Annotated in this window: 9 protein-coding genes and 1 pseudogene; 3 read left to right on the top strand and 7 right to left on the bottom strand. The window is 60.4% G+C overall.

Annotation, left to right across the window (positions count from 1 at the left end; translation table 11 throughout):
- Genes QRN36_RS26520 through msbA form a run of 3 tightly spaced genes read right to left on the bottom strand, consistent with a single transcriptional unit; the run spans position 1 to position 4,118 of the window.
- Entirely contained in the window at positions 1 to 1,401 is a 1,401-nt protein-coding gene (locus tag QRN36_RS26520; protein WP_285426740.1) for a PIG-L family deacetylase, read from the bottom strand.
- A gap of 6 nt (positions 1,402 to 1,407) precedes the next feature.
- Positions 1,408 to 2,304 (bottom strand): GNAT family N-acetyltransferase, encoded by an 897-nt coding sequence (locus QRN36_RS26515; protein ID WP_285426739.1) that lies wholly within the window; start codon positions 2,302 to 2,304, stop codon positions 1,408 to 1,410.
- Positions 2,298 to 4,118, bottom strand: coding sequence for a lipid A export permease/ATP-binding protein MsbA (gene msbA, locus QRN36_RS26510; RefSeq protein WP_285426738.1), 1,821 nt, complete (start codon positions 4,116 to 4,118; stop codon positions 2,298 to 2,300). Before msbA ends, QRN36_RS26515 begins: the two co-directional genes overlap by 7 nt.
- A gap of 117 nt (positions 4,119 to 4,235) precedes the next feature.
- Between msbA and QRN36_RS26505 the strand changes: the two genes are divergently transcribed.
- On the top strand, positions 4,236 to 4,892 hold the full coding sequence (locus QRN36_RS26505) for a toluene tolerance protein (protein WP_285426737.1): 657 nt from the start codon (positions 4,236 to 4,238) through the stop codon (positions 4,890 to 4,892).
- Between the two features lie 7 nt (positions 4,893 to 4,899).
- Here QRN36_RS26505 and QRN36_RS26500 read toward each other — a convergent pair whose 3' ends face one another.
- The 4 genes from QRN36_RS26500 to QRN36_RS26485 all read right to left on the bottom strand — a co-directional run bounded on the left by QRN36_RS26500 (position 4,900) and on the right by QRN36_RS26485 (position 9,909).
- Entirely contained in the window at positions 4,900 to 5,751 is an 852-nt protein-coding gene (locus QRN36_RS26500) for a lipopolysaccharide core biosynthesis protein (protein ID WP_285426736.1), read from the bottom strand.
- Positions 5,741 to 6,877 (bottom strand): O-antigen ligase family protein, encoded by a 1,137-nt coding sequence (locus QRN36_RS26495; protein WP_285426735.1) that lies wholly within the window; start codon positions 6,875 to 6,877, stop codon positions 5,741 to 5,743. Before QRN36_RS26495 ends, QRN36_RS26500 begins: the two co-directional genes overlap by 11 nt.
- 160 nt (positions 6,878 to 7,037) lie before the next feature.
- Positions 7,038 to 8,168 carry a glycosyltransferase gene (locus QRN36_RS26490; RefSeq protein ID WP_285426734.1) on the bottom strand — a complete coding sequence of 377 codons (1,131 nt, stop codon included), beginning with the start codon at positions 8,166 to 8,168 and terminating at the stop codon, positions 7,038 to 7,040.
- Positions 8,152 to 9,909 carry a carbamoyltransferase gene (locus tag QRN36_RS26485; RefSeq protein ID WP_285426733.1) on the bottom strand — a complete coding sequence of 586 codons (1,758 nt, stop codon included), beginning with the start codon at positions 9,907 to 9,909 and terminating at the stop codon, positions 8,152 to 8,154. Before QRN36_RS26485 ends, QRN36_RS26490 begins: the two co-directional genes overlap by 17 nt.
- A gap of 354 nt (positions 9,910 to 10,263) precedes the next feature.
- Here QRN36_RS26485 and QRN36_RS26480 point away from each other — a divergent pair.
- Positions 10,264 to 10,353: pseudogene (locus QRN36_RS26480) on the top strand (NYN domain-containing protein); the annotation flags it as partial.
- Positions 10,354 to 10,484: 131 nt separating this feature from the next.
- Positions 10,485 to 16,502: a membrane-targeted effector domain-containing toxin gene (locus QRN36_RS26475; protein ID WP_285426732.1), complete on the top strand. Its 6,018-nt coding sequence runs from the start codon at positions 10,485 to 10,487 to the stop codon at positions 16,500 to 16,502.
- Positions 16,503 to 16,542: the final 40 nt, after the last annotated feature.

Raw genomic sequence — 16,542 nt, 5'->3', positions numbered from 1 at the left:
TCAGTCGGCGAAAGGCCGCACCATGAACACCTCATGGCGACGCACGGCCTTGCGGAAGAACTCGTCCTCCCCCGTCGCAGGCCATTGGCGGCCGACCAGCACGCGCTGGATCCAGCGCCGCACCAGCCGCTTGAACGGCGGACGCCCCTGCAGATCGTGCTGCATGGCCAGCGCCATTGCTTTGTCCATCTGCGTCGACGCGTCCAGCGACGGGCTCCAGAGGCTGTCGCTCGAAGTCTGGTAGACAAACGGCGGCAACGCTACGCCGCTGCCTGCCCGGCCCATCGGCCAGCGGTCGTTGTCGTGGAGGTGATTGGCGTAAAGCAGCGCGACCGACGGTTTCCAGGTGCTCTGCGCAACGGCCTGATACAGCGCCTGCGTCGTCGCGACGTGGTCGGCATGGGGGTCGAGCTCTGGGTGCGGCATCACAATCACCTCTGGCTCGAAACGCTGGAGCAGCGCCACCAGATCGGCCACCAGATTGTCCCAGCAAGGTTTTCCATCCGCGTCGCCCGGCAGCGCGAACGGATTATGGCGGCGCGCCGTGCGGATATCGCTCTCCTGCGACTCTCGCGAACCGAAGGATTGTGTGGGCGCCTCGCGCATCGCGGGCAATTGCAGACAGTAGTAGCCCAGTTGCACGCAGCGGTCCTGCGCGACGCCACCCCACAGCGGAACCGCCAGGCTGTCCCAGGTCCGCAGACGTCCCTTCAACCGGGCCGCTTCAGCCGGGTTCAGGCCCAACCGCTGATAGCCCTCGGCCTCGATCTCGCCTTGCGTCAGGGTCACGATGGTCGGGTCGACCGCCTTGCTGTACAGCCCGAATGCCGCCAGCTCGGCGTCATCGGCATGAGGCGCCAGCACCATGACGCGCTTGTCGGCGTAATCCGGGTGGCTGAGGACGTAGAGTGTCGTCGGGGTCGAGACGCGGCAGTGATGCCCTTCAAGCCGCAAACCGTCAGCCATCAGCGCCGCGTGCTGCCCTGAAAGATTCAGATAGCGCTTGCCACGCGCCCCCCGCTCGAACTCCTGTCGGTCGTCGCCGATGCTGACATACGGATCGACCCAGCGCCCAAGCCACGTGCTTCGCAGCTCAAGCTCGAGCACCAGCGTCTGCCCCGCGTCCACGGACGAGTCGAGGCGCAAGGTGCCGTTGACCAGGCTGACAGGGCGAACGTCGGCATCAGCAGGAAACGTATAGAGGTAGTCGCTCGCCGGCGAATAGAAAAGGTGATCCGAGAACCACGCCTCGTGCGCGACCCAGCAGACAACCAGCAGGATCGGAACCCACCACCAGGCGATGAACAGGCCGGCCGCGACGAGGGCTGCCAGGATGAACAGCATCGCCACACGCTTGGCGCGTCGATGCTTTTTGAGAAGTGCTTGCTTATGCCCGCTCATGTGAGATCAGACCTTGTAGACCGGCACCGTCCGGCACCAACGATCTTTATATTCGCGATCGGAACGCCCGAAAGAATAGCGCAGCGGTTTGTCGAGCGATCGGGCGTCGGACCAGGCGTTTTGCGTGTTGACGTAACTCAGCACGCTGCCAGGACTCAATGCCTGCTGTTGAGGATCGACGCCGCCGTTGACGTATTCGACCGACACCCAGTTGGGCGACTCGACGCGATACAGCACCTGAATCGCGATCGCTTGCTCGTCGAGCATGATCACCGAGCCTGTCATGAACTCACGCATCAGGGTGAACACATCGCCCAGATGCGCTTTGCCGGGCACTTCGAAGTTCCAACGAGCCTGAAACAGCCGCTCGTACATTGCCGCAAGCTCGGCAGGCGTGAAATCCAGCACGGGACGCAATACAGCACCCGCTTCTTCGAGCAAACGCTGCTCGCGACGCTGGTTGTAACGAAATTTCTTCGAGTAATCCTCAGGCTCGCGCGCAAGGGCCAGGCTCTCGGCCTGCGGCTTGAGCGATGTGACCAAGGGCAGATTCAGCTCCGAGACGTAGCTCATGCGCTGGCGCACTGGTACACGAACGTCCTGTGCAACGGGGAGGATGACTTCGGCGTTGCCGAGGTCGAAAAATCCTCGCTTGCCCTGCTGCTTGAGCACCTTTCTGGACAACGCCAGATCTCGCCCCCAGCAAGCGACCGCAGCAACGATGTCGCCATCAGCCTGCCAGCCCAGGTACCTGACAGGTATGCCAACCAGTCCTGCGAGACGTTCGATCACCCGAGGATGGGTCGCCACGCTGCCGCCAAACCGGCTCCATGCCTGCTCGTAAGCAGCTGCATCGATAACCGTCCAGCCTCGTTCACGCCAGAATCGCAACGCATTCAACATGCATCGATTACCTGACCGGCGTTGCTGGCGGGCTCATCTTCGAACTGTTTGGCGTGCAGACGCGTGTAATAACCGTTTTGAGCCAGCAGAGAGGCGTGCGTCCCGCGCTCAACGATACGGCCCTCATCCATGACGAGGATCAGATCGGCCTTCTCGATGGTGGTCAGACGGTGAGCAATCACCAGCGTGGTCCGCCCCTTCATGACCTTATCCAGCGCGTGCTGGATGTGGCGCTCGGACTCGGTGTCCAGCGCCGAGGTGGCTTCGTCGAGGATCAACAGCGGTGCGTTCTTGAGCAGCGCGCGGGCAATTGCCAGGCGCTGACGCTGACCACCGGACAGCAAGACGCCGTTCTCACCCACCAGCGTCTGATACTTCTGCGGCAGCTTGTCGATGAACTCATCGGCAAAAGCGTCCGCCGACACCTGCTGAATGTCCTCCAGCGGCGCCCCTGCCAGATCACCGTACGCGATGTTGTTGGCAATTGTGTCGTTGAACAGCGTGACGTGCTGCGTCACCAGCGCGATATGCCGGCGCAGGTTGCGCAGCGTGTAGTCTTCGATCGCAGTCTCATCGAGCAGAATCTGGCCTTGACTGTGATCGTAGAAGCGCGGGATCAGACCGGCCAGCGTGGATTTACCGCTGCCTGAACGACCGACCAGCGCCACCATCTGACCTGCTTCGGCGACGAAACTGACGTCATCCAGGACGCGCTTTTCCGTGCCCGGGTAGGTGAACGACAGGTTCTTGACCTCCAGCCGGCCGCTGACCTGTTCACGTTCAACGGTGCCGCTGTCGTGTTCAGGCGTTTCGTCGAGCTGTTCGAAAATGCTTTCGGCCCCGGCAACGCCCTTCTGAATGGTCGAACTGACCTCGGACAACTGCCGGATTGGCTTGGGCAGCAAACCGGCCATGGTGATGTAGGCCACCAGATCGCCCGCTGAAGAATCTCCGCGCAGATAAAGCACCAGAAACATCACGATGGCCATGCCGGTGTACGTCACCAACTGCAACATCGGGGTGTAGACCGCGCCCGTCTTGGTCATCGTCAACTGTTTTTTGGTGTTGCTGCGGCTCGCCTTTTCAAAGCGGCCTTTTTCGTAATCTTCCCCGCCGAAACTGCGCACGACGCGATAGCCGTGGATGGTCTCGGACGCCACGTGGGTGACGTCGCCCATCGCGACCTGAATCTTCTTGCTCTGTTTGCGGAATTTGCGGCTGGTGCTGTTCACCATCACTGCGATGAGCGGCAGGATGGCCAGCATGACCAGGGTCAGCTCCCAGTTCATCCACAGCAACGCGCCGAACAGGAAAATGACCGTCATGCCTTCGCGGATGACGACCTTGATGGCGTCGGTCGCGGCCCCCGTCACCATGGTGACGTTGAACGTAATACGGGAAATCAGGTGCCCGGAGTTGTGGTTGTCGAAATACCGGTTCGGCAACGTCAGCAACTTGTTGAACAGCACCAGACGCAGATCGTGCACCAGCCCCAGTGAGACTTGTGCCAGGAAGTAGTTGCCCAGATAGGAACCTGCGCCCTGCCAGATGGCGATCAGTACGATCATCAAGGGCACGGCCTGCAACAGTTGAAGGTCGCCCAGGTAGGGCACGCCGGGAAACAGTCGCGCCTCTGGATTGGCCAGACCGTCGACGAAATACTTGAGGATGTAAGCGAGCATCGGCTGGGTCGATGCGAAGATCAGGAAGCCCACGATACTCAGAACGAACAGGCCGATATACGGCCTGACGTACGTCAGCAACCGGAAATAGATGGCCAGAGTGGATTTGCCGCGAGGTTCAGGACTGCTCATGGGGATCCGCGTAAAAAAATGAGTCGGCTATCTTAACACAGCTCTCCGAATGGCGAGCCGGGGAGCCAAGCCCGCCCGAGTCGGGTAAGATGGCGAATTTTTCAGGTAGTAGAACTGATGCACTCGATGAAACACAGCGACTATCTGGCCTTGCGAGAAAACGCGACAGTGCTGGAAGCCGATGGGTCGGGAGACAAGGTGCTGCTGCTCGCCAATGGTGACATCCTCAAGCTGTTCCGTCGCAAGCGCCTGCTGAGCTCGGCACTGCTGTTCCCTTATGCCAAGCGCTTTGCCGACAACATTGCCGCCCTTGAACAACGGCAGATTCGCTGCCCGTACATGGTCGACACCTATCGCATCGGCAGCATCAAAAGAGATGCCGTGCGGTATGAACCACTGGCCGGAATCACCCTGCGGCAGGCCATCAAGCAGAATAACGAAGGCAATGGCTTGCGCGCCAAGCTGGGCACCTTCATCGCCCGGCTGCATGATCAGGGCGTCTATTTCCGCTCCCTGCATCTGGGCAACGTCATTCTCACGCCCGATAACGCGCTGGGCCTGATCGACATCTCGGACATGCGCTGCCAGAGCCCGTCGCTGAGCCGCAGCAAACGGCTGCGCAACTTTCAGCACCTGCTTCGTTACAAGGAAGATCGCGCCTGGTTGTTGGGCGAGGATGCCGGCGCGACATTCCTGAACGCTTACATCCAGAGCCTTGAGGCCCCGATCCGGAGCCCGCGCTTCGTCTCAGACCTTCAGGCCATGCTCGGCTGACACGACGTCAGCCGCGTGGCAGCAGCTCATCAAGCTGCTCGGCGGTCAGTTTCGGCACGACGCTATGGGGCAAGCGGCTTTCCAGCGACAGGTTGAAAACCTGCAAGCCGGTGCGCGGCACAATCCTTTTCGCCATCAACTCGAAGCTGGGCAAGATGTACTGCTCGAAATCCTCATCCAGGCTGCTCGGCAGCGCCGCCTGACCCTGCTCGTAGAACCGCCCGCCCTGCTGACGCAAATCCACGCCGATCAGAAACGCCTGGCGAAACCCCAGGTGGCAAGACAACTGAAGCCCTGCAAAAGGGATGGTCCGGCTGCCGAAATAGCCCCGCGCCAGATTCAGGCTGAACCCGATCCGGTTGGGCTTGCGCCGCAACAGCGAGAAGTTCGAGATCAGTTCAGGATCGTGACGAATCGACCAGGCATACGCGCGATCGGAGAGGATCGGTTTGCGGTCGCTGCGATTGACCCGCTCCAGCAAGTAGACCTTTTTGCCCTGCAGAGCCGTGCGGTCAGCCGCGTGAATCTGCTCAAGCACGTCCAGACTCATTGCCAGACGCTCGCCATGAAGCGCGCCCTTGATCGCAAATTCCGGGCGCCCAATGACGAAGTTCGGATCATCACAGAGGTAGAAGAAGGGACGGATGCCCTGCTCGATGCACCGCAGCACGGAGCCATTCATGGCGATGACCGGACAGGTCCGATAATCATGCAGCGGGAAATGGCTGGCAGACGGACCTGACGCGAGCAGGAAAACCGGCCCGCTGAAGGCGTCGCGTACCGTCGCAAAGTCCTGGAGCTGCAACTCCAGATCCGGTGCGATCAGCCAGCGAGCATTGCCCCTGCTCTCAACCTTCACGTTGCGCAACCTCCCTCGACACGGCGATGGCACCGGCGAGCGGGAGCCACAGCCACATCCACACAAGCCCCGGCGTGCCGATGAACGTGTGCAGCTCTACCACCATGACAATCGCGATGCCCGCAAGCATCGCGATCCACAGGCCGGCCTCTTTCGAACGCGCCAGCGCACGGGACAAGCTGACCGCAGCGAATGCCATCGTGATCACAAGCAGGGCGAGACCGACGATACCCAGCTGGTAGAGCACTTCGAGATAAAGACTGTGGGTGTTGCCGACGATTTGCCCTGTGTGCAGGCGCACCTGACCCAGCGCCGTGCCCGCGCCTCGGCCGAACCACCAGTGATCCGTCAGGCGCGAAAAAATCATGCTCCAGACTTCATTCCGCCCGGTGACCCCACGCACGTTCACTTCGAACATCAGCTCCCGGAAGCCCAGAATCGCAATCGCCACGATACCGACGGCAATGGCGATCAACAGGCTGCGCCGGACTTTCCCCTGAGTCATCACACAGACCAGCAGCAGGCAGCCGGCCGCGCACCCCATCCACGCGCTGCGGGCAAAGGTGAAATAGATGTACACCGCGAGAACCGCGCAGCACAGCAGCCAGAAGAGGCTTTCCCGGCGCTTTTCAGCCGTCAGCATCAGCCACGCGCCTGCGATCAGGAAGAAAGCGTAGTGCATGCCTGCCACGATGGTATTACCGAAATCGGCGACATTGACCACGCCAGAGGTGGCCAGCTTCATTTCGCGATAACCAAACTTGAAGGCGCCGTGGGTCATGAGATTGACCATCGAAAACAGCGCAAAGCCTGTCGCGAGGCAGACGCCGATCTGCATGATGCGCGTCCAGTTAAGGACGGACTGCGGCTTTATTGCACTGACCGCTGCGATAAACAGGCAGATGAGTACCAATCGACGCGTGGACTGAAAGTTATCCCCGGAAAAGAAGCTGTTCAGGAACATATAGCCCAGCAGCACCGCCGTCGCGATGATCAGCGGGTTCAGCGAAAACGAACGACGGCTGAACAGCCCGAACGAGGCCAGCAGCGAAAGGAGCAAGGCAATGCGGATAAACGATGCCCACGCACTTGATGAGCCCGGCCACCAGAATGAGCCGAGGAACATGGCAAGTATCGCAAGAGCAGCAAAGAGTGATGAGCAAAGACGAAAGCGAGACGACCAAACACTACTGACCATTACAAATCCGATAGATCAACTTGAAAGCAATACGAGCCCGCACTGACGGTGAACTCGCCCTTGGTTCTTTTTGCCAGTTAAAAGCGGGTTATATATCCGGCAGGCAATCGGTAACTTGCGGCAAACGCCAGAAGACCTTGCGCACGGCGTCATCCGAAAAGGTGTCGTGCAGGCGCTGCATCATCAACGAAGCACACGATTGCCGTTGCTCGGCATCCAGCCGCGACAGATGCACCAGCCCCTGAGCCAGATGTTCGCCATCGCCCAGAGGAAAGAGAATGCCCACACCTTCGACGACTTCCTTTGCCCCGCCGCAGGCCGTCGCAATGAGCGGCACGCCCGCAACCATAGCCTCGAGCAGCACCATGCCGAACGGCTCATGATCCGAACTCAGGGCAAACACATCGAACGCCTTGAAATAGCGACTGGCCTGGGGCACTTGCCCCAACAGCATCACCTGATGGCCGATACCCAGCTCCATTGCCAGCTCTTTGAGGTCCTGCTCCAGCCGTCCGGTACCGAGAATAACCAACTGGCTGTCGGCCGGAAGATTCGGCAATGCCTGAGCGAACCCGCGCAGCAGCGTGGCCTGATCCTTGTCCGGATGCAGCCGTCCGACGTTGCCGACCACCCACGCATCCTGAGCGAGCCCAAGTGCTTCGCGGGCCTGTTCACGGGGCAACAGCGTAGTCGCGAGCCCGTCCACGTCGATGCGGTTATAAAGCGTCTGAATTCGGCCGGTCGGCCATTTCGGCAGAGCTTTTCGCAGATCATCACGCACGGCATCCGACACCCCGAGAAGGCTCAGGCGCATGCGGAACAGGTGCGCGAACAGCTTGCGACTGCGTCGGGTGTAATCACCGTAGGCGTGATGCACGCCGATCACCGGCAAACCGGTGGCTAACAGCGCGATATAAACCGGTTTGAAACGATGAGCGATGCAGAAGACAAAATCCCGCGAAGCAGCGATTTTCCGCAGATCACGAATGGCGCCCAGCTTCAGGCCACGGATGGCCTTGGAGCTGTACTCCATGAACAACACTTCGTCCGAAGCGCAGGCGGATGCCACCTCAGGGTCAGCGGCTCCGGTCAGGAATACCGTGGTGACACGGTATCCCTTGCCTGCGAACAGGCTGGCATATTGCCGGGCGCAGTCCCGAAACGGCCCGTCATAGCCGTGACAGAACTGCAGAACATGGCGCTCAGCCGAGCGTGTCATAGGAGTCTGCGCCGTCTTTGACCACCAGGATGTCTTCCATGATCAGGTACTGCAGATCCGAGCCGAAGAACATATTCAAGGCATCGGTGGGCGAGCAGATCATTGGTTCGCCACGACGGTTCAGCGAGGTGTTGAGCGACACGCCGTTGCCGGTGAGGTTCTCCAGCGCTTTCATCATGTCGTAGTAGCGCGGATTGTATTCGCGCTTGAGCACCTGGGCGCGAGAAGTGCCGTCTTCATGGACGACTTCCGGAACGCGGGTCTTCCACTCTTCAGCCACTTCGAACGTGAACGTCATGAAGGGCGCCGGGTGATCGATCTTGATCATCTGTGGAGCGACGGTGTCGAGCATCGACGGGCAGAAAGGCCTCCAGCGCTCGCGGAACTTGATCTGATGGTTGATGCGATCGGCCACGCCGGCCACGCTTGGGCAACCGATGATGGAACGACCGCCGAGCGCGCGTGGACCGAACTCCATACGTCCCTGGAACCAGGCCACGGGATTGCCATCGACCATGATTTTGGCGATCTGCTCAGGCATGTTCTCGAGCTTGCGCCATTTCGGCTGGCTCGGATGGCGCGCGCAGGCGGCAATGACATCTTCGTTGCTGTACGAAGGGCCAAGGTACACGTGCTCCATCTTCTCGACTGGCACGCCGCGAGCATGGGACACGTACGCAGCGGCGCCGACAGCGGTCCCGGCATCACCGGAAGCAGGCTGCACGAACAGTTCTTTCACCTCGGGACGCGCGATGATCTTCTGGTTGAGCTTGACGTTCAGCGCGCAACCGCCCGCGAAGGCAATCTTGCCGGTTTCCTTGAGGATGTCGCCCAGATAGTGATCCATCATCTGCAGCGCCAGCTTCTCGAACAGCGCCTGCATGCTGGCGGCGTAATGGATGTAAGGCTCGTCGGCGATGTCGCCCTCACGTTTCGGGCCCAGCCACTCGATCAGCTTCGGCGAGAAATAGAAGCCCTTGCCCTTCTCTTTATAACGACGCAGGCCGATGACGTTGGCGTACTCGGTATTGATGACCAGTTCGCCGTTCTCGAAACTGGCCAGACGCGAGAAGTCATACTTGCTGGCGTCGCCATAAGGCGCCATGCCCATGACCTTGAACTCGCCATCGAGCATCTCGAAACCGAGGAACTCAGTGATCGCACCGTACAGGCCGCCCAAGGAATCGGGATCGTAGAATTCCTTGATCTTGTGGATCTTGCCGTTTTCGCCATAGCCGAAGAACGTCGTGGCGTATTCACCTTTGCCGTCGATGCCGAGGATCGCGGTCTTCTCTTGAAAGCCGGAGCAGTGATAAGCGCTGGAGGCGTGGGCCAGGTGGTGCTCCACCGGTTCGATCTTGATCTTCTTCGGATCGAAACCCAGCTGCTCCAGACACCAGACGATCTTGTTGCGATAGCGCTTGTAGCGACGGTTACCCATCAGGATGGCGTCGAGCGCACGATCCGGGGCGTACCAGTAACGCTTGGCGTAGTGCCAGCGCGCCTCACCGAACAGGCTGATCGGGGCGAACGGGATGGCCACGACATCGACGTCCGAGGGCTTGATGCCCGCCTGCTCGAGGCAGAACTTAGCCGATTCGTACGGCATGCGGTTCTTGGCATGCTTGTCGCGAACGAAACGCTCTTCTTCGGCAGCAGCAATCAGCTTGCCGTCGATGTACAGGGCCGCGGAAGGATCATGGCTAAGGGCGCCGGACAGGCCAAGGATCGTCAATGCCACTAGGGTCTAGCCTCTTCAGTCTGCATGCAGGCGTCATGCGCCTGACAAATAAGGTGTGCCTGGCGCGAGTGCGGCGGGCAGCTAAAGGGCGGGATTATAGCGTAACGGCGCCGGATTTGGTCGCGGGTAAATGAAGCGTGTTGCGATCTATTCAGATGGGTGTGGCTTACCCATATTCAGGTGAACGGACTTATCTCGAAACATCCCTGAGTGGCAGGGGACGTTGACAGCCAGCACCTTCGCCCTGAGAATTCGCCCACGACTCAACCCTGTACACGGTGATTCAGTTCAACGACAGTCAGGGTGAAAAAACCGGCCAGCCAGCCGGTTTTTTCGTTTCCCAAGGATGGAAAAATGCGCACGGCCTGCTTTGTTGACGGATATAACCTTTATTACGGAATGCTACGCGGTACGCCTTATAAATGGCTCGACCTGCACTCCGTTCAAGCCACGCGATAACTATTTAGCACCTCACCCCATCAGCGTTCTGATTGATTCGAAGCTCAACGAATCGACGGGCCCGGCGCCCGGCTCTGCGACCCTTCGCGGAGTTCATGACAGGAACGCAACACGCCATGGAAACACAGACACTTAACCCGCCCGCGCTCGATCGTCTGACGACGCTGGCCAGGGTACTTGAAGCCGAGCTCGATCATCTGCCTGCGGCCAGTATCAGTACGGATGACCAGATCGGGATGACGCCAACGGAGCAGGTCGAACATCTGCACGCGCGCATCGCGCAGTTCTGGAGCCAGGCCAGTGCCCGGGACATTTCGCGACGTGAATTATTTGTGACGGGGCTCGAACTGGCCCTGCGCGACGATGTGTCATTGAGCATCGAGGAAGGCGAGTTGCACGCCGATTATCAACGCTGCCTGCCGGGGGCTGACGAGCAAGCGCGCGTCGAATTCAGCTCGTTGCAGTTGCAGATCGACGATGGGCGCTGGATCGAGATCGCCGGCGCGATCATCTCCACCGCAGAGAACGGCCAGACGTTGCTGTCCTTGCCGGGGCAAAGCGGTGAAGGCTTCACTTCAAAACAGGCGATGACGGACGAGCTAACCCGACGCATCAACCATCCCGTTCTGCGCCTGCCTTTGCTGCGCACGCTGCCGGAAAGCACTCGCGACGCCTGGTCGGGCATTCAGGCTGAGGGTGACCTCTTCCTGGAAAACTGGACTGCCTCGGACTGGCGGCTGACACGCGTCAAGGGCTCGGCCTTCGACTACGCCTTCGACCGCCTGCTGGACAAGCAGCACGGCGACATCAACGAGCTGTTCGCAACGAGCGTCGCGGGCACCGAAGCCTTCGCCGCGCGTCTGGATGCCCTGATGCGCATGCCGAAATCCTGGGGGCCTGACGGCATGATCGTAGCAATCGATCATCGCCTCTGGCTGCGCAGTGAACGCCAGAAGTGGCCTGACTGGCTGAGGATGGCAACGGTGCAGGAGCGTCAGCACTATGCCCGCGCGCTGGAGGAAACCGGCCAGGCGATCAGCGTGCTGACCAGCGTGATGGGCGACGCGGCTTCGCCAGAGCATTACGCCCGCAGCCACCTGCGCGCACGCATTGCCAACGACCTGGGTCATGACATCGATCCTGACCAATTGCGCTTGTCGACCCAGCGCCCGCTGCCCGGCGTGGCGCAGACCTATACCAACAGCCGCTCGCTGACCCAGCTTGGGCTGATCGGCTTGCACCCCGGCGACTCGTTGGCGGGGTCGAGCTTTCTGACTGACACGCAGGTCACCCTGAACGGCCGCCCGCTCACGTCGGCTCACGAGCGATTGACGCTCGCGTATCTGGCGAAGCTTATCGACGAGCTGGATCTGCGCAGCGCGTTTGGGCAGGCACAACGGCAGATCTACGGTTCGGAAACGACTCAGCGACAGATGCGCGAGGTCATGCATCGTCAACTGTTGACCCACGGCTATGCTGCGGCGCTTCAGGGGCATCTTTCGCCAGGCGGGTATGCGCTGATCGAGTCCTTGAATCCGGCGACCACGGCGCCGAAAAATCACAACGTCACGATCCAGCGACTGGTGCTCAACGGACGCGATACGCTGGGCGGCGTTCTGGTGCTGCGCACGCTCAACGACGCGGGCGAGCTCGACAGTCTGATGCTGTACGCGGCGGATATTCCGCGCGCTCAGCGCTTTCAACGCTTCACCAGTGAACGCCAGCTGCTCAATGAACTGGTGAGCTGGAGTCGCAGCACGCAATTGAGCGAGTTTCTCGTGGCCCACGTCGCGCCCACGCATCAGGCCGCGCTGGTAACCCAATTGCAACGGTTGGCTGAGCTCCCGGCACCACCGGAGAACTTCGTCAGCTACTCGACCTGTCCCGATTATGACGCCGGCCTGCGCGGACTGGTGTCGGCGCACATACAAATGAAGCTGGCCGAGCAACGTCAGCACACGCCCGACTGGTACTTGAATGCCTCGAAGGAACAGCGCCAGCAACTGGTAGCGCTGGAGGATGCGCTCGTTGCCGTGCGCTCACGCTACGAAGCACAGCCCCACACTCACGTGCCGGATTTCGAGGCGTTCGTGCACAGCCATGCTTCACGCAAGATCAACGAATTGCTGGGGCTGCCCGACGGTGCTGTCGATCCCGATCAGATCATCATCACCTCACCGCGAGAAACCCTGAGCTATACGCGCATGCTGCGTGACGGCTATGACGACAGCCTGAGCCTGCTCACGGCAACCGCCGATACCACGGCATCGTTCACTGGCCCTGCCGGCCTGGACCTGAGCAAGCTGACCCCGAGCAAAGTCGCTCGCTCTGTGCACGGTCAATGGGTGCTCGACAAATACGTTGAGAAAGTCCGCAGCCAACTGCTCGATCCTCAAAGCGAAGGCTATGCCTGGCGCAGACGTCAGAGCCTGTTCCTGACGCAATTGCAGATGAGCGCCGATGCATTGCGCAGCCTGCTCAAAGGGCAGATCGATGCCGGGCAGCATCAATGGCTGAGTCGTACCCTCGAACACCTGCATTCGACGGACCCGGTCCTGCGCGCCCGTTACCCGGTTTATCCGCTGCAACTGAAAGTCGATGTGCTGGCGGTGGCTGTGAAGGTCGAAACCCTGCAGGGTTGTTACCTGCTGCGCCCTGAAGGTCCGGGCGCAGCGTCGCAGGCCTTGCTCTATACACCGCAGGCGCCGGACGGATACGCGTTTCGCCCACTCGAATCGTTCAGCAACACCTTGCTGCGCGACGGCATGGGCGACTACTACCTCAAGCGCGGTCGTGCTGGCGCCGGGCGTTCACTGGCGTTCGCACTGGCCGACCTGAAGAAGGGCAAAGGCATGGCGCCCGCCTTCGCGGATCGGCCTCCCACCGATCTGCACGATGTGTGCTTCAACCACATTATCGAGCGCAAGATCGCCGACGCACAGGCCACGACTACCGGCCGCGCCGACATGCTCGCCCGGCTGATCTGGAGCAGCGTGGAGATGGTCGCAATCGTGCTGACCCTGCCCTTTCCGCCGGCGAGCTTCGCAGTCGGCATGGTCATGGCCGGTGTCGACAGCTACCGCGCATTGGCAGCGTTGCATGAGCGCGACCATGAAGCCGCAAGTCTGTATGTCCTCAGCGCATGGCTGAATACAGCAGGTTCGGCGGGCGACCTGTATTCGGGAATGAAAGGCCTCGGCGGCGTGCTGAAAAGGGTCGCACGCAGCGATCAATCTGTCCCCACATCCAGCCTGCCGGGCGTTAAAACCGAAGGCCCTCTCACACCGGTGATCGTGCAGGATGAAGTGTTCTGGGCGGCTGCGTCTGAAACCCGTCGTCACGTACCGCTGTACCGCACGCATGCATTGATGCCGGACACCTTGCAGCCCACCGGTCATTTCGCGGAAACCGACATCAGCGGAGTCTGGAAAGCCTTGCAGCAAGACAGCGCGAACCCCGCTTACGTCGTAAGCATCTCGCTGGCCGAAGGCACGCCCCTGGATGCCGCCCACGCACAGGGCGTGACGATGCTGCGCGGCAAGTGTTACATCACGATGCACGACCAGATTTTTCAGGTCCAGTACGACGCCAGCATGCGTATCTGGCAGATCGTGGATCCGGGCAATCCGTTCGCCTTTTTCGGCAGGCAGCCGGTACGACGCAATGAGCAGGGTCTGTGGGAAACCCTCGAACCATTGAAGTTGCGCGGCGGGGTCCTGCCCGTCTATCAGTCGCTTGACGAGACCGCCGCAGGACCGACCACTGCCGCGAACAGCCTGAGCGACTACGAGATGCCCGAAGGCCTGCAGCCTTACGTGTTTGGCATCGTCAGCGTCCGACAGGCCGAGAGCTACAGCGACAGCACTGGCCATCTTCGTTTCATGTTCGACGACATTTTCCTGGCCGGACGCGAAACCTACTCCACGCTGCGTCAGAACCTGTACCGAGACGCAGCGGAGTTCTTCGAACAGCCCGCTCTGAAGACCAAGCCAGCGCTGCCTCAACTGGAGAGCGAAACCTCCGTCGAAGCTTTCTTGAAGGCGGCGTTCACAGACGCCAATGGTCTGGTCATCGGCGAGGCGCCGACGCTGATCGCCAGCAAACAGTTGCTGATCGACAACATGCCGCTGCTTGCCGAGCAGAAAATCGAGGTGCTTTATCTGGAGCATTTGCAGACTGATCAGCACGTGCACAAGCTACAGAAATACAAAGCGCTGGGGAGCAAGACCCGCAGCGGTTCGCATCAGCTCAAACACTATCTGGACACCGTCAACGACGGCGCGCTGAAGAGCCGCAGCGACAAATACGATTACTACCACGTGATCAAGGCCGCCCATCGGCACGGCATTGAGGTCAAGCCGTTCAGCTCCTCAGTCAGCTATGACTTCGCCGACAACGAGGTGAGCGCGGCACTGGGCGACCCGCTCGCGCAGCACAAGATGTCAGCGTTTTTCGGCAACAAGGTCATCAGCGACGACGTTCAGGCTCAGCCTCAACGCCGCTGGATTGCCCTGCTCGACCATCGGATCGCCAACGACTGGCAGCACCAGCCGGGCATCAGTGAATTGCAGGGGGTGATCAGTCTTCGTGTCGTCGAGGTGCCGCAGGGCCAGGCTCAACTGATTGCCCGCGACACCGATGATGCCCTCGGCGCGGCACAGACCCGAGGCGATTTCCGGGTAGAAATCCCATGCGCCCACGCCACGCCGACGGCAGGCACGAGCGCAACGGCAGCAGAGCCTTCGACTGCGCTGGATGATGCGCTGTACAACTTGCTGGAGCGCCGCTCACCTCTGGAATGGGGTCTGGACCCGCAGCGCAAATCCTTCGTCTCGCAGCGCAAGCTGGCGGCCAATCTCTACGCCGGTGAACACGGTTTCCAGTGGCATGCCGACGGCTACTGGGCGCGAGCGCAGGCTTCCCAATGGCCGAAGAACCCGGCACTCAACGCCATTCAGATATCGCTGATCGATGACAGCTATCAGTTACCCGTAGCGATGCGACCGGTCTTTCATGAGCTCGCCTACTTCCGGCATCGGGGCCTGAACCCGAATTACTTCTTTCCGGAAACCGAGCTGGCAGAAGTTCGCAAGACGTTCTTCGAACTGGGCGCCTCGCTGCAAAAAAGCGCCCGCGAACTGCTGTCCGCCGAGGTGCCCACTCGCGTGGCCATGCCGGACATCAAGGCTGACACGCCGATCAGCATGTTTCTGGAAGAGCTGTACGAAAATACTTCTGGCGTTGTCATTGGCGAATCCCATGCTGCGATTGCGAGCAAGCGCCTGATCCTCGACAACCTGGAGTATCTGTCAAAGCAAAACGTGAAGACGCTCTACATGGAGCATCTGCTGACGGACCTGCATCAGGCTGACCTCGATCTGTTCGCCGAAACAGGCTTGATGAGCAAGACCCTGCTGCATGACATCAAGGCCATGGACAAGGGCTTCCGCACCGACAAGGAGGGCGTCTATACCTTCGAGAACTTGTTGCTGCAAGCCCGACGCCACGGTGTCGAGGTGCGTGCGATCGATTGCGCGGCGTCCTACTTCATTCGCAATCTGCCGACGACGTCCGACTCGACGCGCCAGCAGGTGTTCAGCTATTTCGCCTCGCGCACGATCCGCAAACATCAAAGCGTCATCGGGGCGCACAAATGGATAGCGCTGGTCGGCAATTCCCACGCCAACACCTTCAAGAACAGCGTGCCCGGCATTGCCGAGCTGGAGCGCGCCATCGGTGTGCGTGTGATGGACGTGGCGCCAGGCAAAGGCCGCGGCATCATGCTCGATCCGGGCGAGGAAGTGAGTCAGGGTATCGCGAGCGGGCAGGTGTTTCTCAAGAACGATTTCAGGGTTGAAATCGAGCTTCAGCCCCGCGCGCAACTGGCGATTCCGGTCGGCGACCGCCTCTATAATCCCGGCATGTTTTTGCTGGAACAGAGCGATTCGGCGCGACCAGTGATCATCCATCGCTCTCGGGACAGAACGCTCAAGCGAACGCCTGTGCGACTCAATGGCGAAGGCAGGTTTTACATCGAGCGAGACGCATGGCCTCAGGTGCATCTCAAGCCCTTCGATGACCTCGCGTCGCTGACTGACGCACTCGTGCAGATGAAACTCAAACACGTGGCCTGAGCGTGAACGGGCGCGATTCACCCTGCGGTGAGTCGCGCCC

Origin of the sequence: Pseudomonas sp. efr-133-TYG-103a, from assembly GCF_030209235.1 — a bacterium.
Lineage (GTDB): Bacteria > Pseudomonadota > Gammaproteobacteria > Pseudomonadales > Pseudomonadaceae > Aquipseudomonas.
The sequence above is the reverse complement of the archived record's forward strand: the minus strand, read 5'-3'. Positions and strand labels throughout refer to the sequence as shown.

Coding starts and splice junctions, on each gene's coding strand:
- QRN36_RS26520 (WP_285426740.1), bottom strand. CDS start 1,401: ATGAGCGGGCATAAGCAAGCACTTCTCAAAAAGCATCGACGCGCCAAG.
- QRN36_RS26515 (WP_285426739.1), bottom strand. CDS start 2,304: ATGTTGAATGCGTTGCGATTCTGGCGTGAACGAGGCTGGACGGTTATC.
- msbA (WP_285426738.1), bottom strand. CDS start 4,118: ATGAGCAGTCCTGAACCTCGCGGCAAATCCACTCTGGCCATCTATTTC.
- QRN36_RS26505 (WP_285426737.1), top strand. CDS start 4,236: ATGCACTCGATGAAACACAGCGACTATCTGGCCTTGCGAGAAAACGCG.
- QRN36_RS26495 (WP_285426735.1), bottom strand. CDS start 6,877: ATGTTCCTCGGCTCATTCTGGTGGCCGGGCTCATCAAGTGCGTGGGCA.
- QRN36_RS26490 (WP_285426734.1), bottom strand. CDS start 8,168: ATGACACGCTCGGCTGAGCGCCATGTTCTGCAGTTCTGTCACGGCTAT.
- QRN36_RS26475 (WP_285426732.1), top strand. CDS start 10,485: ATGGAAACACAGACACTTAACCCGCCCGCGCTCGATCGTCTGACGACG.